Here is a 19,399-nt window from a genome sequence, read left to right on the forward strand (position 1 = left end):
TGCCGCAGCCGGGTGCCGCGTCGGCGAGCACGCCTCGATCCGGTCGGATCAACCCGGCCCGATCAACCCCGCCCGATCAACGCCACACGCGCGTGCAGCGCTGTTCCACCACGCGGTCGCCGCGCTGTTCCTGCGAATTGCCCTGCACCTTGCGTCCGACCGCGCCGCCGGCAATGGCGCCGCCAACCGTGGCCAGGTCGCGGCCGGTGCCGCTGCCGACCTGGCTGCCGATCACGCCGCCGATTACCGCGCCTGCGGCGGTGCCGGCAATGCGGTTCGGATCGCCATCGGCCTTGCGCAGCTCCACGTCCTCGCAGACCACGCGGCTGCCGTCGCTGAAGCGTCGGCCCTCGTCCTCGGGACCATACGTCTGTGCCTGCGCCAGCGGCGTGGCCGCGAGGGCGAAGGCGAGGATCACGCTGCCATGGAACGTTTTCATGGGGATCTCCTTCTACTCGACGTGTACCGCGCATGCTGTGCGCGGCGGCGAAAATCCCCGGTGAAATACGGCGCCTGCATGCATCCGGGTTCAGGCGCCGGCCATGCGGGACGCCATCACGCTTCGTTCGACGCCGCGCCGCCAGGATGGGGCCGATGAATGACAGGCCACCACGCCGCCCGCTGGGCGGACTGCTGTTCCTGCTGCTCGTCGCCTTCGCCGGCTGGGCGCTGTGGTCGGGCGCGCTGCGCGTGCCCGACGCCTGGAATCCCTGGGCGCCGCTGCGCATCGACGATCCGCCCAACGTCCTGACGCGCTTCAAGTTCGACCGGGTCAGCGGCGACCGCGACACCTGCCGCGCAACCCTGGCGCAGGCGCAGCTGGAGGCGTCGCCGCTCGAGGACCGCACCACCGCGCCGGGCTGCGGCTTCGACAATGCCTTCCGCATCTCGCGCACCAGCGTGGCCGTCGGCGAACCGTTCCCGCTGAGCTGCCGCGCCGCGCTGTCGCTGGCGATGTGGGAACGCCACGCGCTGCAGCAGGCCGCGCGGCGACACCTGGGCAGCGCGGTCTCGCGGATCGAACACTTCGGCTCCTACGCCTGCCGCAACCTCTACGGCCGTGAAGCTGGACGCCGCAGCCAGCACGCCACGGCCGACGCCTTCGACATCGCGGGCTTCGTGCTCGAGGACGGGCGCCGCGTCGCGGTGCTGGCCGACTGGGAGCGCGCCGCGGAGGCGGAAGTGGACGGGGAAAGCCAGCCGGATCCCGAGGCCGCCTTCCTGCGCGACGTGCGCGACGGCGCCTGCGACTGGTTCGACGTGGTGCTGGGTCCGGACTACAACGCCGCGCACGCCGATCACTTCCATTTCGATCGCGGGCGCGCGCGGATCTGCCGCTAGGGCAGGGCGTCGGGCCACAGCCAGGCGCCCGCGATCCGGCTGCGCCGGCGACGCCGGCGGCGCCTGGCTCAATCCTCGATCGCGCCCAGCGGAAAGTAGTGCCGGTACGGCCGCGCCTCGTCCACCGCGCGCGCGAACGAGGGCCGCACCAGCAGGCGCCTGCGATAGGCATGCAGGTGCGCATGCGCCTCCGGAATGGGACGCGTGAAGTGCGCGTAGAACAGGAATGGCGCCGCGGCGCAGTCGGCCAGGCTGAAACGCCCGGCCGCCGCCCAGGTGCGGCCGGCCATGCGCGCGTCGAGCCAGGCGTAGGCGGTGTCGAGCATGGCGCCGGCCTCGGCCACGCCGCGCGCATCGCGCTCGGCTTCCGGGCGCAGCACGTCGAACACGCATTTCTGCTGCGGCGTGGACACGTAGTTGTCGAAGAACCGGTCCAGCATCCGCACCTCCAGCGCCGCCTCCGGCTCGGCGGGAATCATCGGCGACGGTCCCGGGTGGTGCAGCTGCAGGTGTTCGACGATGGTGCTGGCCTCGATCACCGTGTGCGCGCCGTCGACCAGCAGTGGGAAGCGCTTGATCGGCCAGCGCCGCGCCAGTTCGTCCATGTGCCCGTTCTCTTCCAGGTGGCGATATTCGAACGGCGTGCCGTTCTCGTAGAGCGCGACCAGCACCTTCTGGCAGTAGGACGAAAAGGGGTGTGCGTAGAGGATCGGTTGCATCGGTTCACCTGCTGCGGAATGTCGTCTGCGACGATCCGCGGAGCAGGCGATCGACACGCGCGCCGATCGTCGCGCGATCGGCGCACCACGCCATCACGGCAGCAGCCGGTCAGGCGGGCGGGGTGAGCCTGAGCAGGCGCCCGCTGCCGCCATCCTCGAGCAGCCAGATCGCGCCATCGGGTCCCTGTTCGACCTCGCGGATGCGCTGTCCCATCGGATAGCGCCGGTACTCGGCGGCAGCGGTGCCGTTGAAGCGCACCCGCACCAGCGCCTGCGAGGCGAGGCCGCCGATGAAGGCATCGCCGCGGAAGGTCGGGAACAGCTGGCCCGAATAGATGACCATGCCGGCCGGCGCGATCACCGGCGTCCACCAGGCCTTGGGCGCCTCCAGCTCGGGGCGCGTGTCGTGGTCGGGAATCGGCGCGCCGCCGTAATGGTTGCCGTTGGAGACCAGCGGCCAACCGTAGTTGCGCCCGCGCAGGATCAGGTTCAGTTCGTCGCCGCCCTCCGGCCCCATCTCGTGCGCCCACAGCCGGCCCTCGGCGTCGAAACTGATGCCCAGCGGATTGCGATGGCCGAGCGACCAGACCTGGGCGGCCACGCCGCCCTGGCTGACGAACGGGTTGTCGGCCGGGATGCTGCCGTCGTCGTTGAGCCGGATGATCTTGCCCAGGTTGGTCGACATGTCCTGGGCCGGCTCGAACTTCTGCCGGTCGCCGGACGTGATCCACAGCTTGCCGGCCGCGTCGAAGGCCAGGCGGTGGCTGAAGTGGCCCTGGCCGCTCACCTTGGGCAACTGTTCCCAGATGCGCTCGATGCTGTCGAGGTGGCCACCGCCGGCAGCGTCCAGGGTGAGCCGCGCGCGCACCACAACCGCGCCATGGATCGCGCCGCTGCGCTCGATGTAGCTCAGGTAGATGCGGCGGTTGCCCGTGTACTGCGGATGCAGGATCACGTCGCCCAGGCCGCCCTGTCCGCCATAGGCCACGGCGGGCACGCCGCTGATCGTGCCGGCCTGTCCGCTGGACGGGTCGACGAGCCGCAGCGCGCCGCCCTTCTGCGTCACCAGCAGGCGGCCATCCGGCAGGAAGGTCATCGCCCAGGGTTCGTTGAGGGTGGCGACCGGCGTGCTGCGGAAGGGCGGGTCGGGCTCGACGATGCGCCGCCGCGGGCCGTTGCCGCCGGTGACGCGGGTCACGGCCGCAGGCGCGGCAACTGCGGGCGTGCGCACCGGGGCAGCGTCTTCGGAGGGTGTCGCGAGCCTCGTGGCGGGGCGGGCGACGACCACGGGCATCGCGGCACCGGTTCGCCGTGACGCCGCCTCGGCCGCGCGGTCTTCGCGGGGCGCCGTGTCGACGATCACGTCGTCGCAGCCGGCGAGGAACAGGGCAAGACCGAGGGCGAGCAACCGGGACGGGCGCATGGGCGAGCTCCTTGCTGGGCCAGCGCACCTGCCGCGTGCGCGAAGCGTTCCACTACCGTTGCCCGCGTTAGCGCGCCGTGATTCCGCCGAACAAGGATGCGGTGACCGAGTTGCGGACCGTCCTCTCCGCCCGCAGGACGGATCGGCCAAGGCCCTTGTGGGAGCGGCTTCAGCCGCGAAGACGCACCGCGCCAACAAGGCAGATCCGCTCACCAGCACAAGGCCACCCGCCCCCCACGCAACTACCGGTCGATCCCCAGCTCCCGATAGAACGCCACCACCACCGGATCGGTGCGCACGTCGCGCATCGAGATCGGCCGCGCCAGGGTGATGCCTTCCAGCGTCCGCGCCCGCGACAGCGCCACATAGGTCTGGCCCTCGGCGAACGCGCCGCCATCGCCCAGGTTGAGCGTCATCGCATCCAGGCTCAGCCCCTGCGACTTGTGGATCGTCATCGCCCAGCCCAGCGCCAGCGGAAACTGCTCGAAGCTGCCTACCACCTCGGCCTCCACCCGCCGCGTCTGGTAGTCGTAGGAATACTTGTACTTGTGCCAGGTCTCGCGCCCGACCAGCAGCACGTTCTCGGTCTCGTCCTTGCGCACGCGGATGTGGTCGTCCTCCAGCCCGACCACGGTCGCCAGGTCGCCGTTGATCCAGTCGGGCTTGCGGTTCTTCAGGAAGATCACCTTGGCGCCGACCTTCAGCTCCAGCCGGTCGGGCACCGGCAGCTTCCACTTGTTGGCTGCCACCGTGCCGCCCACGCGCGCTTCGTACAGCCTCACCTCGCCGGGCAGCTGGTCGAGTTCGCGCATGTTGATGCTGCGCGCGCCCTGGTTGGTCGGCACCAGGTAGGTGCCCACCGGCGCATCGGTCGCGCGGTCGCGATAGCAGGTGCGGTTGAACAGCGCGACCGCCTCGCGGCAGTCATCGTTCAGGCGGATGCGGTTGAGCGCCTCGATGAATGCCTCGTCCGCCTGGCGCCGGACCTTGGCAAGCACCACCGGCACGATCGGCTGCTCGCGGAAGATGTCGGCCGAGAAGAAGTAGCGCGTCTGGTAGCGGTGCGAGAAGTACACCACCTCCTCGGGCGTGCCCACCACCGGCGGCAGCTGTAGCAGGTCGCCGACGAAGATCACCGGCACGCCGCCGAAGGGCAGCGCGTTGCCGCGGGCGCTGCGCAGGATGTTGCTCATGGTGTCGACCATGTTCGGCAGCACCATCGACACCTCGTCGACGATCAGGCACTTCACGTTCTCCAGCACCAGCCGCACCTTGGCGCTCACCGGATGCTTCTCTTCCGGATCGATCAGCCGCGGCGGCAGGCCGAAGAACGAGTGGATGGTGTCGCCCTGGACCGCCGCGGCCGCGACCGCCGTCGGCGCCACCACCGCGCACGAGTCGAGCTGGCTGCGCAGCCAGTGGATCAGCGTCGACTTGCCCGTTCCGGCCTTGCCGGTCACGAACAGGGCAGGGCAGCCGGCCTGCAGCGCCTCCAGGATGAACTCGTACTCCGGCAGCACCTCCACGCCCACCAGCTGGTCGGGCGTCGAGGTATAGCGCTTGGCCTTGCGCTCGCCATGCTCGGGCACGATCACGTCCTGCACCTTCGACAGGTCGCGCGCGAGCCACTTGAGGGTGTCGAGGACGCTCATGGGGGGAATGATGCGCCGCCTGTCCAGGGCTGGCCAGCCAGTGCGGTGCCGCGGCCGTGCTGTGACGGGTTCGTTCGTGGACCGCGGCGCGGCGGCCATTCACGCTTCCGGGTCGATGGCGTCCGTGTCCAGCCTGCCCTGGAGCGAGGCCGTAAATGGGTCCAGCGCCTGCTGCAGCGCTTTGAACGCGGCCCGGTCGTCGGGATCGTCCCCAACCTGGGCAATCGCCGGATTCTCATGGCCGAACAACGCCAGGTAGTCATCCCAGAACTGCTCGAACGTCCTGCTCCTGTCGTACGACTCGAGGAAGCGGTGCGCTTCCGGGATCCATTCGGACGGGGGCTTCTTCATAGGGCCTCGCGATGCTGGCAGTTCGTCAAGCGTCATCGCAGGCTTCCTCTTCCTCGCCAGGGATCAGGCCCGCCTTGTGCAGGATGCAGTCGAGACGGGCGTCGACATGCGCCAGGTCCTCGGGCTTTGCAGCGTCGCGGATCACATCGGCGTAGCAGGCGAACTCCTCCATGACGTGTTCCGGCGGGGTCAACTCGGTCATGCGCGGCACGCGCCGGGCCAGCTCGAATGTGTCGGGTGAAGTCATGCCGCCTCGCGGTGTTCGTAGTAGGGGTGGCGTTTGTCGTCGAGGATCGCCTGGAGGTCGGAGAGCTTCCCCGAATCGGGGTTGAGCCAGGCCTCCACGTGTTCGGGCCGGATATTGATCACCGTGCGGTCGTGGCCGGCGGCGGCCACTTCCGGCTCCGGGTCGTCCGTGATGGCGGCAAACGAGTACAACTCCGGCTCCCCGCCCTGAGGGTCCGACCAGTGCGACCAGAGGCACGCAATGAGCATCGGCTCGCCAGTGCGGGGCGTGAAGGCCAGGACGCGGTTCTTGCCGTCCGGCCCTTCCACGTTCTCGAAGAACACGTCGGCTACCAGCAGCCCGTGATGGCGTCCGAACTGGCCACGCCAGAAGCCCTCCAGGTTGTCCCGACGGGCGTTGTAGGTGCCGGGGAACTTCCGGTCGTACAGGGCAGGCTTGCCTTCGGGTCGACACTGATAGCGCATGAGCCTGACCACCGGCTGCCCACCCTCGGCCACGATCACCGGCGCGTAAACGCCCGGGTAGATGCGCCAGTCCTGGTCGCTCGCCTGGCCCTTCAGGCTGTCCAGCCGTCGCTGCGCCGCCGCGACCTTGTTGCTGCCGATGCGCACATCCTCGGCCGCCTTCCTCGTGGCCTTGGCCTGCAGGGCGCGTTCGGCGTCGGCGACCCGGCGGCGTTGGGCGAAGATCTCCCGGGTCAGCTGGTCGATCTCCCAGGTGTCCCACCGGCGGATGAGATCAGCCAGCACGGGCGGACCGTGCGCCAGGATGTCGCGTTCCACGCCGCGGGGCACCTTGGGCCGCTTCCGGAGCGGGTCTTTTCCCTGTTCCCACCAGAACACGCGGACATAGCTCTCCAGATCCATGCCGGACCCGGTGGCCCGGACGAACTTCTTGAATTCGGAGTGGACCTGGGCTGAGTAGCACATAGCACCTCCATCGGACGGGCCGAGGCTAGCCGGTCGGCCGCGAGCGTGGCGTCAGGCCTTCGCCACGCGCGCGCTGGGCGCGAGGAGAATCGGCTTGTACGCAAGCCGTTTCGGGTCGCGCGCGGGCGAATACGGGTGGTGCGCAAGCCGTTTCCGGTTGCGCGCAAGCGAATCCGGGTCGCGCGCAAGCCGTTTCCGGTCGCGCGCAAGCGAATCCGGGTTGCGTGCAAGCCGTTCCCGGTCGCGCGCAAGCGAATTCCGGTTGCGCGCAAGCCGTTTCCGGTCGCGCGCAAGCGAACTTCGGTTGCGCGCAAGCCGTTTTCAGTCGCGCGCAAGCGAATCCGGGTCGCGCGCAAGCCGTTTCCGGTCGCGCACGAGCCTTTTCCGGTCGCGTGCGAGCGAATCCCGGTTGCGGGCAAGCCAAAACCGTTTGCGCGCGGCCCGCCATCGTCCGTCCGATGGATCAGACGGCTGGCCACTCGGAGGAAGTCACCTGACCCCAAATACCTGGCCTATTGGCCCGGCTGCGAAACGGCGGCCACGTTCTTGCAGCATTTGATTAACTACACCTGGCCCCGTTCTTGCGCATTCACTAGAAGGGACTCAATGTTGCTCGACATGAGTGCTAACGCTTGGGTTAAGCCGTGCCGCGAAGCGGCATCGGCTTGAATGAAATTGTTAGGCTGCAGACCGTGCGAACTCATTTTGCGTCGAGCGCGCTACGCGTGAGATCTGGCCGAAACCTCTCATCAATCTTGCTGAGCACGGAAGACGCTAAGCGGTTCACTTGATACTCGCTAGGCTGTCGCCCCTTCATGATCTCATCTGCCGCGTGCTCTGCGGCAATGTCAATACGCAGGTCCTCGCGTTGCTGCTGACAAGCCGACCGTGCTGCTTCTATCGCCTCATCAGCACGTTCGGTCCTTTTGCCGTAGTTTGCGGACTGCTGCATCATGCACTGGTAGTAGGTCCTGACTAGCGGAGACATATTCTCTGCATCAAGCGCCATAGCAGATATTGGCAACAGAGCGAGACTTAGCACTATCGACAGTCGCATCACTTGCTCCTGCAGCCTAACGCCGGAATCAATCCGACCCGCGAAGCGGGTTCGGCTTGAATGAACTGTTAGACCGCGAACCGACCGCGCCTGAGCACTTGTACCGCACAAATTCCTTGCCCGGCACAGTCGTGTTGTCGAGTAGCTGACTCCCATCCTTGGAGAGAGTGAACTGTGCGGTCGAAAGCCATGTCTCTCCCTCGCCGGACAGCTCAGAGATCAGAGCAATGTCGGTGTCTCCGCGAACCACAACGGCCTTGATTGGGCCATCACTCTCCCAATACGTAATGTGATGGGGAGCAATGCGAAGAGTCAAATCATCTGCGTCCGATCCGCAAGAATCAGGGCTCCCAGTCCAATGCCCAACAAAGCGATCCGGCACGGTGGTCATGTCGCTACCCGCGACAGCCGAGAGCGGAAGCAGCAACGTGGCCATGAGAAGTGCGGTCTTCATTGCTCTCGCTAGCGGTCCAACATCTGAATTAAGCCGCGCCGCGAAGCGGCGTCGGCTTGAATGAATGGTTAGGCGGCCAGCCTAGGGCTGTGCGCCAAACGTGGCTACACGCATGCTGGAGACCTCATTAAGCAAGGCGACCAAAACCTCTCTTAGTTCGTCAGACAGGGCACGGTTAGCCTTGATCATGATGTAGTACTGAGCATCGGTAGTAGAAGAGTCGTATAGGCAAAGAAGTGCTGTGTGAGCTGCCGAGTCCCGCTGATCCACCAGTGATCTGAGTCTCGTGGTGAGGCTGGCATTCGTTGACGTCTTGGCGAATATTGAGACGAGGCGCCCAAGAGCCGCTTTGTTGATGTCGCTGCGGTGATAGTCGAAGTGGAGCCGATTGCTAAGTAGGTGACGGACAGATTGGTAGTAGAGATCCAAGTAGTCTTTCAGCCCTTCCTCTATTAGCTGGAAGCCGGCGAGAGCGTTGGTCACCGATGTTCGGTAGTGCTCGTGAAGTGTCATGACCGCCTAACGCCATTTAGACCCCGCAACTGGGCGTAGCGCCGAATCTGGACTAGCACCCGGGTCGCGTCAACAGCGGAAGCTGCGTGGATTCTCGGTTCTTACCGCACGCGCGGCAGCGGCGAGAGACTGCGGGACGGAATATTCGGCATGCGAGCGGTATCAATCCATTACACCGGCGACTCTGTCGGCGCTTGCGAGCCGCCGAGGGGCCAGCCGAATGGGGAGAAGTGCTGCCCCGTCCCAGTCGGAGCCACGGCCGCCGCGCTGCAAGCAAACACCGGCCATTTGGAGCCCCCACCCAAACACAAAGGGCCTGACCTCACGGTCAAGCCCTTCGTCCTGGATCTGGTGCCGGAGGTGGGACTCGAACCCACACGCTTTTAAGGGCGGCGGATTTTGAGTCCGCTGCGTCTACCGATTCCGCCACTCCGGCGCGGGGGCGCAGTATAGCGAATCGGCCGGCCGGCCCCGCGTCAGAGCGACAGTCCGCCGTGGCGGGCCATGGCGGCGGCGAGGACCAGGATCACGGCGACCAGGGCGAGCTCGATGCGCACGAGGGTGCGCAGGCGCGCGACCTGCGCGGGGGCGGGCAACCAGGCGGCGTCCGCGCGCAGCTGCAGGCGCCAGCGCAGGAAGGCGAGGGTGGGCCACAGCGAAAGCGCGGCGACCAGCACGAACACGCCGATCTTGGCGTGGAACCAGGGGTTGCCCAGGTAGTACGCGCTGCCCTTGACGCCGAAGAACAGGCGCGCGCCGCCGGCAAGCAGCAGCAGGACGGCGGTGAGGCCGTAGCCGCGATCGATGCCGGCAAGCCGCTTCATCACGGCTGCATCGATCGGGCGCGACAGCAGGGCCGACTGCAGCGCAAGCATGGCGACCAGGCCGAACAGCAGCAGGTGATGGAGGCTGGCAAGCAGGAAGTCGGTCAGCATCGATGGGGATCCGGGCAGCGGGAGCGGCCCGCAGCGTATCGCAGGCCGCCTAGGCGGCGCGATCGACCGACAGCGTCGTGGCCGTGCGCCGGTACCACTCGCCGTCTTCCGGTTCATAGCGGCAGCAATGGTCCATCTGGCCCTGGTAGATGTGCACCGACACCGCGATGGCGTCGTCGCTGCCGTTGTGGATGGTGTGGTACTCGTGCGGCGGGATCAGGCTGCCGGCGCTGCCGGGGCCTGCGCGCATGCCGCCGGCGGCGCGGAAGCGGCAGCGGTCGCCGTCCTCGTCGAGCAGTTCGAACTGGGTGATTTCCAGTTCGCCGTGCCACACGCCTTCCACGCACCACAGGCCGCAGTGGTCGTGCACCGGCGTGCCCTGGCCGGGGCCCCAGGTCATGGCGATCACGCTGTAGCCCAGGTCGGGGCTGCGGTAGATCTCGCGGCGAGCGTAGTGGTCTTCGAGGCGGTCGTGCACGCAGTCGGGCAGGCGCACCGCGGGGTCGCGGATCAGCTCGCACAGCACGCTGCGCAGGCGCGCGGTCACCGCGTGGCTGTCGCCGCTGCGCACCGCCTCGTCGACGGCGGCGATGAAGCGGTCGCGCCCTTCGAAGGGCAGGCCGGGCAGGGCGGCAGGGGTCATGCCCCATTCTAGACCGTATCGAATGCAACGATTCAAGCGGCGCGGGCGCGCCGGGACGCCCGCGCCGGCTCAGAGCGCGCGCAGGAAATCGCCGATCGCCGGGCCGAAGCGCTCGAAATCCACGAGGAAGGCGTCATGGCCCTGCGGCGATTCCAGGCCGAGGAACTGCGCATCCGCGCCGCCGAGCGCCAGGCCCTCGGCGATCTCCTCCTGCTGCTCGACCGGGAACAGGATGTCGGTGCGGGCGCCGATGGCCAGGGCGCGCTCGACGCGGAGGCTGGACAGCGCCGCCATCACGTCGCCGCCGGCGGGCTCGGCCAGGTCGAACCAGTCCATGCAGCGGCTGAGGTAGAGATAGCTGTTGGGGTCGTAGCGGCGCACGAAGCGGCGCGCATGGCCTTCGAGATAGCTCTCGACCTGGAATTCCAGGCCGAAGGGATCCTCGTCGAGGCGGTCCGAATCGAGCCGCACGCGGCCGAAGCGGCCGTCCCATTCCAGCGCGGAGCGATAGGTGATCACGCCGAGCTTGCGCGCGATGCGCATGCCCGATTCGGGATAGGTGGCTTCGTCGTACTCGCCGTTGTTCCAGTTCGGGTCCAGCCGGATCGCCTCGCGCTGCAGCGAGCGCACGGCGATCGAGAACGGCAGCGCCCGCGCACTGCCCGAGACGTTGACGTGGGCGCGGGCGAGCCCGGGATGGCGCTGCAGCAGCGAGAGCGCGGTCATGCCGCCCATCGAGTTGCCGATCACGCAGACCAGCCGCTCGATGCCCAGTGCGCGCACCACGTGGGCGGCGCCATCGGCGATGTCCTCGATCGACACGTCGGGGAAATCGAGCCGGTAGAGCTGGCCGGTGGCCGGGTTGAGCGAGGCCGGCCCGGTCGAGCCCTTGCAACTGCCCAGCGAGTTGACGCAGACCACGAACCAGCGATCCGTGTCGATCGGCTTGCCCGGGCCGAGCATGGCTTCCCACCAGCCGGGCGTGGGATCGGCTTCGCAGGAGGCGGCATGCGCATCGGGCGACAGGCCGGTGACGATCAGGACCGCGTTGTCGCGCGCCGCGTTGAGCGTGCCCCAGGTTTCGTAGGCGATGCGCGCGCCGTGCAGCGTGCCGCCGCGCTTCATGGCGAAGGGCGAGGGCAGGTCGATCCAGCGGCTGGCGGGGGGGATGAACTCGGTCATCCGGGAATTCTAACGGGATCGTCCGGCGGCCGAGGTTTGCGGGGCGGGGTGGCAGGCTGCGGGGTTTTGCCAAGGGAATCCCGGGATCACCGCCCGTTAGCGCGTGCGGAGCACGCACCATCTTTCGGTCCGGCTGGAGGACGAAGCGTTCTGCAGCAGCCGATGGCGGGCGATCCGCGGTCCGGCGAAAAGCGTTGCACCGCCGCCGTCTTCTGCGGAAGGTCATCCCGCGCTCGAGCGACGAGTCGATCCGAACTCAGCGGGCCTGTGCGCCGATCACCAGTTCGACCGGCGCTTCCGCCGGCCGCTTGACCTGCACCGGCGTCGATTCGATATCGCCCTCGGCACGGTTGGCGCTGCCGGTGGCGGAGATGCGCGCGACCAGTTCGATGTCGGTCAACGAGGACAGCTTCATCGTGGGCATCAGGCTGTCGGCATCGTCCAGCACGATGTCCAGCGGCAGGTCCTGCAGGGTGTGGCGCTCGACCGCGACCGGCATCGGCGGGCCGCCGGCAGCGCGGGCGATGACGAAGACGACGGCATCGCCGCGCAGGCGCACGCGGGCGGCGAACTCCGGATCGAGCGCGACGCGGACGCGCAGCCCGGGCGTGGCGGTCGTCGCGCCGGCTGCCGCGGTCTGGCCGGTCGCTTCGCTGGGCGGTGCCATCGGCGGCGCCGGCGGCATGCCCGCCGCTTCACGCGCCTGGTCGATCTGCGCGCGCAGCGCGGTCGCGGTCTCGGCATCGAGCGCGGGAAGCAGCGCCTCCCAGGTCGCGACCGCCTGTGCATCCTCGCCGCGCTGGCGCTGCACCACGCCGATGAACCACTGCGCGCGCTGGTTGCCTGGATCCAGCGCCAGCGCACGCCGCAGCTGGGCCAGCGCCTCGTCATCGAACAGGTTGCCCGGCGTGGCCTGGGCGCGGGCCTGTGCGGTTTCGATCAGCAGGTCCGGATCGTCCGGGATCTGTTCCAGCGCCGACATGTAGGCGTCGCGCGCCTTGGCGCGGTTGCCCTGCGCGGCATGGGCGCGGGCCAGCAGCCGCCAGCCCTCCGGCTGGGCGGGATCGCGCTGCAGCGCGGCCTCGAGTTCGGCGATGGCTTCTTCCATGGTGGGCGCGGCGCGTTCGGCGGCCGCGGCGGCCGCTTCCGGATCCAGCGCCGCCGGCGTGCCGACGATCCGGTACAGCGCGAAGGCGAGCACGGGCACCAGCAGCACGATGCCGCCGAACAGCCGCGGCGCGCCGCGCCGGAGCGGTGCAGCCACCAGGGCCGCCATGGCCAGCGCGGCCAGGCCCAGTCCCACGTACAGCATCGCCACGCTCACCACTCCTGCTCCTCTTCGACCGGCAGCGGCCGCTTGCCGCGCGCACGCACGATGCGCACCACCACCACGCCGCCGACCAGCAGCAGCAGTCCCGGCGCCAGCCACAGCAGGCCGGTGTGCCCGCTGAAGCGCGGGCGGTACAGCACGAACTCGCCGTAGCGATCGACCAGGAAGCTGCGGATCTCCTCGTCGCTGCGCCCGCTGCGCATCAGGTCGAAGACCTCGCGGCGCAGGTCGTGGGCGATCTGGGCATTGGAATCGGCCAGCGACTGGTTCTGGCACATCACGCAGCGCAGTTCCGCCACCAGCGCGTGGAAGCGGCGCTCCTCGGCGGCATCCTGGAACTCCAGCGGCGCGGCATCGCGCACGGCCTGCGCGGCGGCCAGGCCGGGCGCCAGCAGCAGCGCCGCCAGCAGCCAGGCCAGCGGCGCACGACAGCGGCGCATCAGGCCCGCGTTCATGGCGCGACTCCGAGCCTGTCCAGCGCCGGGCCGAGGCTTTCGGCGATCACCGTGTCGTCCACCGGACCGACGTGCTTCCACCGCACGATGCCCTGCGCATCGACCAGGAAGGTCTCCGGCGCGCCATAGATGCCCCAGTCGATCGCCTTGCGGCCTTCGTAGTCCACCAGCACCAACCAGTAGGGATTGCCGAACTGCTCGAGCCAGCGCATCGCGTCGGCGTGCTCGTCCTTCCAGTTGTAGCCGACCACGCGCACGCGCTTGGTTTCGGCGAAGCGGGTGATCACCGGATGCTCGACGCGGCAGCCCGGGCACCAGCTGCCCCAGACGTTGAGCAGGTAGGGCTGGCCGCGCAGGTCGGCCGAGGAGAACAGCTTGCCGGGCTGGTGCAGGATCGGCAGCTCGAACTCGGGCGCGGGCTTGCCGATCAGCGGCGAGGGCAGGGCTTCGCGGTCGGCGCGGTCGGACACCAGCACGCCGTAGAGCAGCAGGCCCACCAGCCCGAGGAACACCACGCCGATGACCACGGCGGACAGGGTGCGCGGTGCCATCAGCCTTCTCCTCCGCGCGCGGGCGCAAGCCCCGGCGCCTGGCCTGGATCATGGCCCGGACCTTCGACCGGAGTGTTCGCGGATGCGTCGCTGCCGCGGCCGCCGACCCTGCGGAAACGCCTGTCGACGGCCGTGACGAAACCGCCCAGCGCCATCAGGAACGCGCCTGCCCAGATCCAGCGCAGCAGCGGCTTGATCTGCAGCCGCACCGCCCAGGCGTCCCCGCCCAGCGGCTCGCCCAGCGCCACGAACACGTCGGCGAACAGGCCGGCATGGATGCCGGCGTCGGTCATCACCTGGCCGCCGGAGGCATAGGAGCGCTTTTCCGGATGCAGCAGTTCGAGCGGCCTGTCGCGGCGCGAGACCTGCACCAGGCCGCGGTCGGCGACGTAGTTGGGGCCGGGCAGCCGCTCCACGCCATCGAAGCGGAAGGCGTAGCGGCCGATCTCCACCGTCTGCCCGGGCGACATGGCCACCTCGGTCTGCACGTCCTGCGCTTCGACCATCAGCGCGCCGGCCACGAACACCGCGAGGCCGAGATGGCCGAGCACCATGCCCAGCATCTCGGGCGTGAACGTGCGGCCCGCGGCACGCACCCGCGTCCACACGAAGCGCAGGGTGCCCAGCGCGATCCAGGCCGAGGCGAAGACGGCCGCTGCGGTCTTGGGTGCGCCCTGCGGCGCCATGAACCAGGCGATCGCCGCCAGCGCCAGCGCCAGCCCCAGCCACGGCATCAGCATCGCCACGGGTTTCGAGGCCTGCTCCTGCTGCCAGCGCGTGAGCGGGCCGAACGGGACCAGCAGCACCAGCGGCGCCATCAGCAGCAGGAACAGCGTGCCGAAGTAGGGCGGACCGACCGACACCTTGCCCAGGTCCAGCGCATCGGCCAGCAGCGGATACAGCGTGCCCAGCAGCACCATCGCGCAGGCCGCGGTGAGCAGCAGGTTGTTGACCAGGAGCAGGGTCTCGCGCGAGGCGGGCGCAAACGGCCGGCCCTCGGGCAGGCGAGGCGCGCGCAGCACGTACAGCACCAGCGCGCCGCCGATCACCGCGGCCAGGAAGGCGAGGATGAACAGGCCGCGCGAGGGATCGGCGGCGAACGAATGCACGCTGGTCAGCACGCCCGAGCGCACCAGGAACGCGCCCAGCAGCGACAGCGAGAACGTGGCGATCGCGAGCAGCAGGGTCCAGCCGCCGAAGCTGCCGCGCTTCTCGGTCACCGCCTGCGAGTGGATCAGCGCCGCGCCGGCCAGCCACGGCATGAAGCTGGCGTTCTCGACCGGATCCCAGAACCACCAGCCGCCCCAGCCCAGTTCGTAGTAGGCCCACCACGAACCCAGCGCGATGCCGATGGTGAGGAAGCCCCAGGCCACGTTGGTCCAGGGCCGCGTCCAGCGCTGCCAGCGCGCATCGACCTTGCCCTCGAGCAGGGCCGCGATCGCGAACGCGAACGGCACCACGAAGCCGATGTAGCCGATGTAGAGCATCGGGGGATGGATGATCATCCCCGGGTCCTGCAGCAACGGGTTGAGGTCGTGGCCTTCCAGCGGCGCAGGCAGCAGGCGCTCGAACGGGTTGGAGGTGAAGATCATGAAGGACAGGAAGCCGATCGCGACCAGCCCGATCACGCCCAGCACCCGCGCCGCCACCACCTGCGGCAGCGCGCGCGACCACAGCGCCACCGCCGCGTTCCAGACGCCCAGCATCAGCACCCACAGCAGCAGCGAGCCCTCGTGCGAGCCCCAGACCGCGGTGTAGCGGTACACCAGCGGCAGCAGCGTGTTGGAGTTGTTGGCCACGTAGGTGACGGAGAAGTCCTGGCGCACGAACGCCAGCGTGAGCACCGCGTAGGCGAAGGCGAGCAGCAGCAGCTGCGCCAGCGCGGCGGGACGCGCGACCGCCATCCAGGCGGGCCGGTTGCCGGCCGCGCCGGCCAGCGGCAGCGCCGCCTGCAGCAGCGCCGCGAGCAGGGCGAGGAGGAGCGCGATCTGGCCGAGTTCGGGGAGCACTAGACGGACACCTTGGGGGGCTGCGTTGCGCGATGGCGGCTGGAAGGACGGCCGGTCCGCCCGCGAGAGCCGGTCACGGCTGCGCCCGGGGCGGGGTCGGCGTGTCGACGTTGTGCTTGCTGTGCGCCAGGCCCATCTTGTCGGCCACTTCCTTGGGCACGTAGGTCTCGTCGTGCTTGGCCAGCACGTCCTCCGCCACGAAGCGGCCGCCTTCCATGCGCCCGGTGGCGACCACCGCCTGGCCCTCGCGGAACAGGTCGGGCAGGATCTTGTCGTACACCACGTCCAGCTGCGCGTCGCCATCGGTCACGCGGAAGTGGCTGCGCAGCGAGCCTTCGTCGCGCCGGAACGAGCCGGTCTCGACCATGCCGCCGAGGCGGAAACGCGCCTCGCCCGACGAGACGTTCGCGCCCGCCGTGCCCGACAGCACCTCGGCCGGCGTGTACAGGTAGGCGATGTTGCGCTGGAGGGCAACGGCGACCAGGGTCGCGGCCAGGCCGGCGGCGGCCAGCAGCGCGACCACGAACCAGATGCGGCGGCGGCGGGTGGGGTTCATCTTTTCAGCTCCTGCGCAACGGGCTGCGCGCGGGCGGCATCGCGCCGCGCCAGCAGGCGGACCGCGCGGAGTACCTGGGCGATGCGGATGCGCGGGGCGACGAAGTCCCACAGCAGCACCGCGGCGAACACGGCATAGGCCGCGGTGACGTATCCGGCGTAGCTCATCGCGCCACTCCCGCGGCGCGGCGCACCCAGTCCTTGCCGGCCTCGCGCTGCAGGTTGTCGGCGCGGGCGCGCACCAGCAGCGAACCGATCGCCCAGAACTTGGTGCCGATCACCATCCACAGCAGCGGCGGCAGCATGCTCGCGTCCATCGAGGATTCGCCGAACACGCGGATGGTCTGGCCCTGGTGCAGCGAGTTCCACCACACCACCGAGTAGCGGATGATCGGCAGCATCACCACGCCCACGATCGCCAGCAGCGAGGCCGCGCGCGCGGCGGCGCGGCGGTCCTCGATCGCCGAGTACAGGCCGATCACCCCGAAATACAGGAACAGCAGCACCAGCTGCGAGGTCAGGCGCGGGTCCCAGTCCCACCAGGTGCCCCACATCGGCTTGCCCCAGATGCTGCCGGTGGCCAGGGTGATGACGGTGAAGGCCGCGCCGATCGGCGCGCAGGCCATGGCCAGGATCTCGCACAGCTTGATCCGCCACACCAGGGCGATCGCGCCGTAGATCGCCATCAGGCCGAACATGGCCATGCTCATCCAGGCGCTGGGCACGTGGATGTAGAGGATGCGGAAGCTGTCGCCCTGCTGGTAGTCGGCCGGCACCACGAACAGACCCAGGTAGGCGCCGACGGCCATCATCGCCAGGCCCAGGCCGAACGCCCACGGCGCCCAGCGCACGGCGAAGCGGTCGAAGTAGGGCGGCGACCCGAGCTGGTGGAACCATCGCACCACCGGGTTCATGTTGGACATCGGGCTGTCTGCTCGCTGGGGGAAGGGCCGCCAGGCGGCCGGAGGCCGGGGCTGGCCGCCGGCATCCATGGCTAAGTGTCTATTTTTTCAGACTCGACCGGTGCGGCCAAGCCTTGGGGGTGGACAGGATGCCCCACCGCGGGCGCACGCGACAGCTGGTGCGCCGGCGCGCCCGCGACGGCCCGCCATGCGCATCACTGCGACGCGATCCGGATCGCGGTGGCGGCGGCGACCGGCGCCAGCACCAGCGCCAGCAGCAGGCCGGCCGCGAGCAGGAGCAGGCCGCCGGACGGGTCGTGCCCCTGCGCCGCGGCCGCCACGCTGCCGGCGCCGAACACCAGCACCGGCACGTACAGCGGCAGCGCCAGCAGCGCCAGCAGCACGCCGGCGCGGCGCATGCCGACCGTCAGCGCCGAGACCACGGCGCCCAGCAGGCTCAGCAGCGGCGTGCCCAGCCCCAGCGCCAGCAGCAGCACCGGCCACAGCGAGCGCGGCAGGTAGAGCAGTTCGGCCAGCAGCGGCACCGCCAGCAGCAGCGGCGCGGCAGTGGTCAGCCAGTGCATCAGGGTGCGCACCAGCACCAGCCAGGCCAGCGGCACCGGCGCCAGCCGCCACTGTTCGAGCGAACCGTCCTCGGCATCGCCGCGGAACAGCGTGTCCAGCGCCAGCAGGCCGGACAGCAGCACCGCCACCCACAGCACGCCCGGCGCGGCGCGCGAGAGCAGTTCGCGCTCGCTGCCCATCGCCAGCGCGAACAGCACCACCACCAGGATCGCGAACAGCGCCGGCTGCAGCGCGTCGCCGCGGCGGCGCCAGAGCAGGCGCAGGTCGCGCAGCACCAGCGCGCGCGCGGCCGAGGCCAGGGTCGGCGTGGCGGGCGAGGGCGTCATGCCGGCACCGCCGTGCCCAGCGCCAGCAGGCGCGTGCGCACCGGTGGCGCGGCGTAGGCGCCGTGGGTGGTGACCAGCGCGCCGCCGCCTTCGTCCAGGTGCGCGCGGACCATGCGGTTGACCAGTTCGATGCCGGGCAGGTCGAGGTTGGCGTAGGGTTCGTCGAGCAGCCACAGCGGCGCCGGCGACAGCCACAGCCGCGCCAGCGACAGGCGCTTGCGCTGGCCGGCCGAAAGCGTGCGCGCGGCCGCATCCTCGAAGCCGCCCAGGCCGACGATCGCCAGCGCCTCCTCAAGCTCCAGCGACGGGCGGCGGCCGAGCAGCCCGCACAGGTAGCCCAGGTTCTCCAGCGCCGAGAGGTCGGCCTTGAGGCCGGGGAGGTGGCCGAGATAGGCGAGGCTGCCCGCACGCGCGGCGGGGCCGGCGGGGCTGCCGCCCAGGTGGATCTCGCCGCGCTCGCCGTCGAGCAGGCCGGCCAGCAGCCGCAGCAGGGTGGTCTTGCCGGCGCCGTTGCCGCCCTGGACCAGCAGCGCCTCGCCACGCTCGACATGGAAGTCCAGCGGTCCGAACACGGGCAGGTCGTTGCGGGCGAAGCTCAGGCCGCGCACGTCGATCAGCGGCGCGGCGGCGGAAGGGGTCTGGGGCATCAGGCGCGCTTCGGCCGCGGACCGGCCATCGCGCTCATTCTACTAGCCAGTCGACGAAGCGGTCGTCCTCGTCCAGTTCGCGCGGACGGCGTGCGTCCATGCGCAGCCGCACCGGCGCGCCCACCGGCCACCACAGCGCGCCGAGCTGGCCGAAGCGCCGCGACAGCGCGTCGTAGCCGGCCGCGTCCATGTCCATCACCAGCCAGCCCGGTTCGCGCCAGCTGCGGTTGCGCGCCGACGAGAACGCGGCCAGGTAGAAATGGCCGCCGGCATCGAGCGCGTCGCAGAGCATCTCGTCGGCCTCCCGGTTCTCCGCCACGCTGCGTTCGTTCGAGGACGGGTTCCAGGCCGAGATCAGGCCGAACGAGCGCGCCCGCGGATACGCCATCTCCAGCCCCGGGGCCGGCAGGCCGATCACGAGGTCGTGCCAGTCGCCCTCGCGCTGCCAGCGGTACTCCGCGGCCAGGTAGGCGCGCAGCAGCGTGGCAAGACGCGCGTCATCGGGGGCTGGCAGCGTCGACATCGGTCGCAAGGTTTAACCGATCGGGGCCGGACCGTAAACTGCCGTCCTTCCCGGTTGCGGTATGGATGAG

The 19,399-nt window shown here is 69.6% G+C and carries 24 protein-coding genes and 1 tRNA gene; 2 read left to right on the forward strand and 23 right to left on the reverse strand.

Annotated features, from left to right (window positions below; all coding sequences use genetic code 11):
- Window positions 1-76: 76 nt before the first annotated feature.
- Window positions 77-439 carry a glycine zipper 2TM domain-containing protein gene (locus tag Q0863_RS12750; protein WP_298578462.1) on the reverse strand — a complete coding sequence of 121 codons (363 nt, stop codon included), beginning with the start codon at window positions 437-439 and terminating at the stop codon, window positions 77-79.
- Window positions 440-594: 155 nt separating this feature from the next.
- Between Q0863_RS12750 and Q0863_RS12755 the strand changes: the two genes are divergently transcribed.
- Window positions 595-1,341, forward strand: a complete 747-nt coding sequence (locus tag Q0863_RS12755; RefSeq protein ID WP_298578464.1) for an extensin family protein — start codon at window positions 595-597, stop codon at window positions 1,339-1,341.
- 68 nt (window positions 1,342-1,409) lie between these two features.
- Here Q0863_RS12755 and Q0863_RS12760 read toward each other — a convergent pair whose 3' ends face one another.
- From Q0863_RS12760 to Q0863_RS12785, 6 genes are all read right to left on the reverse strand, one after another.
- Window positions 1,410-2,060 (reverse strand): glutathione S-transferase family protein, encoded by a 651-nt coding sequence (locus Q0863_RS12760; RefSeq protein WP_298578466.1) that lies wholly within the window; start codon window positions 2,058-2,060, stop codon window positions 1,410-1,412.
- 109 nt (window positions 2,061-2,169) lie between these two features.
- On the reverse strand, window positions 2,170-3,483 hold the full coding sequence (locus Q0863_RS12765) for a PQQ-dependent sugar dehydrogenase (RefSeq protein ID WP_298578467.1): 1,314 nt from the start codon (window positions 3,481-3,483) through the stop codon (window positions 2,170-2,172).
- A gap of 242 nt (window positions 3,484-3,725) precedes the next feature.
- Entirely contained in the window at window positions 3,726-5,135 is a 1,410-nt protein-coding gene (locus tag Q0863_RS12770) for an AAA family ATPase (protein ID WP_298578469.1), read from the reverse strand.
- 99 nt (window positions 5,136-5,234) lie between these two features.
- Window positions 5,235-5,522 (reverse strand): hypothetical protein, encoded by a 288-nt coding sequence (locus tag Q0863_RS12775; RefSeq protein ID WP_298578471.1) that lies wholly within the window; start codon window positions 5,520-5,522, stop codon window positions 5,235-5,237.
- Window positions 5,512-5,733, reverse strand: a complete 222-nt coding sequence (locus Q0863_RS12780) for a hypothetical protein (protein WP_298578473.1) — start codon at window positions 5,731-5,733, stop codon at window positions 5,512-5,514. The genes Q0863_RS12775 and Q0863_RS12780 overlap by 11 nt, the downstream gene beginning before the upstream one ends.
- The gene (locus tag Q0863_RS12785) at window positions 5,730-6,662 is read right to left on the reverse strand and encodes an SOS response-associated peptidase family protein (RefSeq protein WP_298578475.1); all 933 of its coding nucleotides are present in this window, start codon (window positions 6,660-6,662) and stop codon (window positions 5,730-5,732) included. Before Q0863_RS12785 ends, Q0863_RS12780 begins: the two co-directional genes overlap by 4 nt.
- 138 nt (window positions 6,663-6,800) lie before the next feature.
- Between Q0863_RS12785 and Q0863_RS12790 the strand changes: the two genes are divergently transcribed.
- Window positions 6,801-7,331 carry a hypothetical protein gene (locus Q0863_RS12790; RefSeq protein ID WP_298578477.1) on the forward strand — a complete coding sequence of 177 codons (531 nt, stop codon included), beginning with the start codon at window positions 6,801-6,803 and terminating at the stop codon, window positions 7,329-7,331.
- Between the two features lie 31 nt (window positions 7,332-7,362).
- Here the strand turns inward: Q0863_RS12790 and Q0863_RS12795 are convergent, their stop codons facing one another.
- The 16 genes from Q0863_RS12795 to Q0863_RS12870 all read right to left on the reverse strand — a co-directional run bounded on the left by Q0863_RS12795 (window position 7,363) and on the right by Q0863_RS12870 (window position 19,329).
- Complete coding sequence (locus Q0863_RS12795) at window positions 7,363-7,719, reverse strand: hypothetical protein (protein WP_298578479.1); 357 nt, start codon at window positions 7,717-7,719, stop codon at window positions 7,363-7,365.
- A gap of 535 nt (window positions 7,720-8,254) precedes the next feature.
- Window positions 8,255-8,656, reverse strand: a complete 402-nt coding sequence (locus Q0863_RS12800) for a hypothetical protein (RefSeq protein ID WP_298578481.1) — start codon at window positions 8,654-8,656, stop codon at window positions 8,255-8,257.
- A 379-nt stretch (window positions 8,657-9,035) separates the two neighbouring features.
- Window positions 9,036-9,122, reverse strand: a tRNA-Leu gene (locus Q0863_RS12805).
- 40 nt (window positions 9,123-9,162) lie between these two features.
- Window positions 9,163-9,621: a DUF2214 family protein gene (locus tag Q0863_RS12810; RefSeq protein WP_298578483.1), complete on the reverse strand. Its 459-nt coding sequence runs from the start codon at window positions 9,619-9,621 to the stop codon at window positions 9,163-9,165.
- A gap of 49 nt (window positions 9,622-9,670) precedes the next feature.
- Complete coding sequence (locus tag Q0863_RS12815; RefSeq protein WP_298578485.1) at window positions 9,671-10,264, reverse strand: cysteine dioxygenase family protein; 594 nt, start codon at window positions 10,262-10,264, stop codon at window positions 9,671-9,673.
- Between the two features lie 69 nt (window positions 10,265-10,333).
- Complete coding sequence (locus Q0863_RS12820) at window positions 10,334-11,446, reverse strand: homoserine O-acetyltransferase (RefSeq protein ID WP_298578487.1); 1,113 nt, start codon at window positions 11,444-11,446, stop codon at window positions 10,334-10,336.
- A gap of 256 nt (window positions 11,447-11,702) precedes the next feature.
- Window positions 11,703-12,770 (reverse strand): tetratricopeptide repeat protein, encoded by a 1,068-nt coding sequence (locus Q0863_RS12825; protein WP_298578489.1) that lies wholly within the window; start codon window positions 12,768-12,770, stop codon window positions 11,703-11,705.
- Window positions 12,767-13,231 carry a cytochrome c-type biogenesis protein gene (locus Q0863_RS12830; RefSeq protein ID WP_298578491.1) on the reverse strand — a complete coding sequence of 155 codons (465 nt, stop codon included), beginning with the start codon at window positions 13,229-13,231 and terminating at the stop codon, window positions 12,767-12,769. Before Q0863_RS12830 ends, Q0863_RS12825 begins: the two co-directional genes overlap by 4 nt.
- A complete protein-coding gene (locus Q0863_RS12835; RefSeq protein WP_298578493.1) occupies window positions 13,228-13,782 on the reverse strand; it encodes a DsbE family thiol:disulfide interchange protein in 555 nt (184 codons plus the stop codon). Before Q0863_RS12835 ends, Q0863_RS12830 begins: the two co-directional genes overlap by 4 nt.
- A complete protein-coding gene (locus tag Q0863_RS12840; protein ID WP_298578495.1) occupies window positions 13,782-15,791 on the reverse strand; it encodes a heme lyase CcmF/NrfE family subunit in 2,010 nt (669 codons plus the stop codon). Before Q0863_RS12840 ends, Q0863_RS12835 begins: the two co-directional genes overlap by 1 nt.
- A gap of 73 nt (window positions 15,792-15,864) precedes the next feature.
- Complete coding sequence (gene ccmE / locus Q0863_RS12845; RefSeq protein ID WP_298578497.1) at window positions 15,865-16,347, reverse strand: cytochrome c maturation protein CcmE; 483 nt, start codon at window positions 16,345-16,347, stop codon at window positions 15,865-15,867.
- Window positions 16,344-16,514 (reverse strand): heme exporter protein CcmD, encoded by a 171-nt coding sequence (gene ccmD, locus Q0863_RS12850; RefSeq protein ID WP_298578499.1) that lies wholly within the window; start codon window positions 16,512-16,514, stop codon window positions 16,344-16,346. Before ccmD ends, ccmE begins: the two co-directional genes overlap by 4 nt.
- Window positions 16,511-17,260 carry a heme ABC transporter permease CcmC gene (ccmC, locus tag Q0863_RS12855; RefSeq protein ID WP_298579014.1) on the reverse strand — a complete coding sequence of 250 codons (750 nt, stop codon included), beginning with the start codon at window positions 17,258-17,260 and terminating at the stop codon, window positions 16,511-16,513. The genes ccmD and ccmC overlap by 4 nt, the downstream gene beginning before the upstream one ends.
- Window positions 17,261-17,463: 203 nt before the next feature.
- Window positions 17,464-18,159 (reverse strand): heme exporter protein CcmB, encoded by a 696-nt coding sequence (gene ccmB / locus Q0863_RS12860; RefSeq protein WP_298578501.1) that lies wholly within the window; start codon window positions 18,157-18,159, stop codon window positions 17,464-17,466.
- Window positions 18,156-18,806, reverse strand: a complete 651-nt coding sequence (gene ccmA / locus Q0863_RS12865; protein WP_298578503.1) for a heme ABC exporter ATP-binding protein CcmA — start codon at window positions 18,804-18,806, stop codon at window positions 18,156-18,158. The genes ccmB and ccmA overlap by 4 nt, the downstream gene beginning before the upstream one ends.
- A gap of 34 nt (window positions 18,807-18,840) precedes the next feature.
- Window positions 18,841-19,329, reverse strand: coding sequence for a DUF3293 domain-containing protein (locus Q0863_RS12870; RefSeq protein ID WP_298578511.1), 489 nt, complete (start codon window positions 19,327-19,329; stop codon window positions 18,841-18,843).
- Window positions 19,330-19,399 lie beyond the last annotated feature (70 nt).

This window comes from uncultured Luteimonas sp., from assembly GCF_947492465.1.
In the GTDB taxonomy this organism is placed as follows: domain Bacteria; phylum Pseudomonadota; class Gammaproteobacteria; order Xanthomonadales; family Xanthomonadaceae; genus Luteimonas.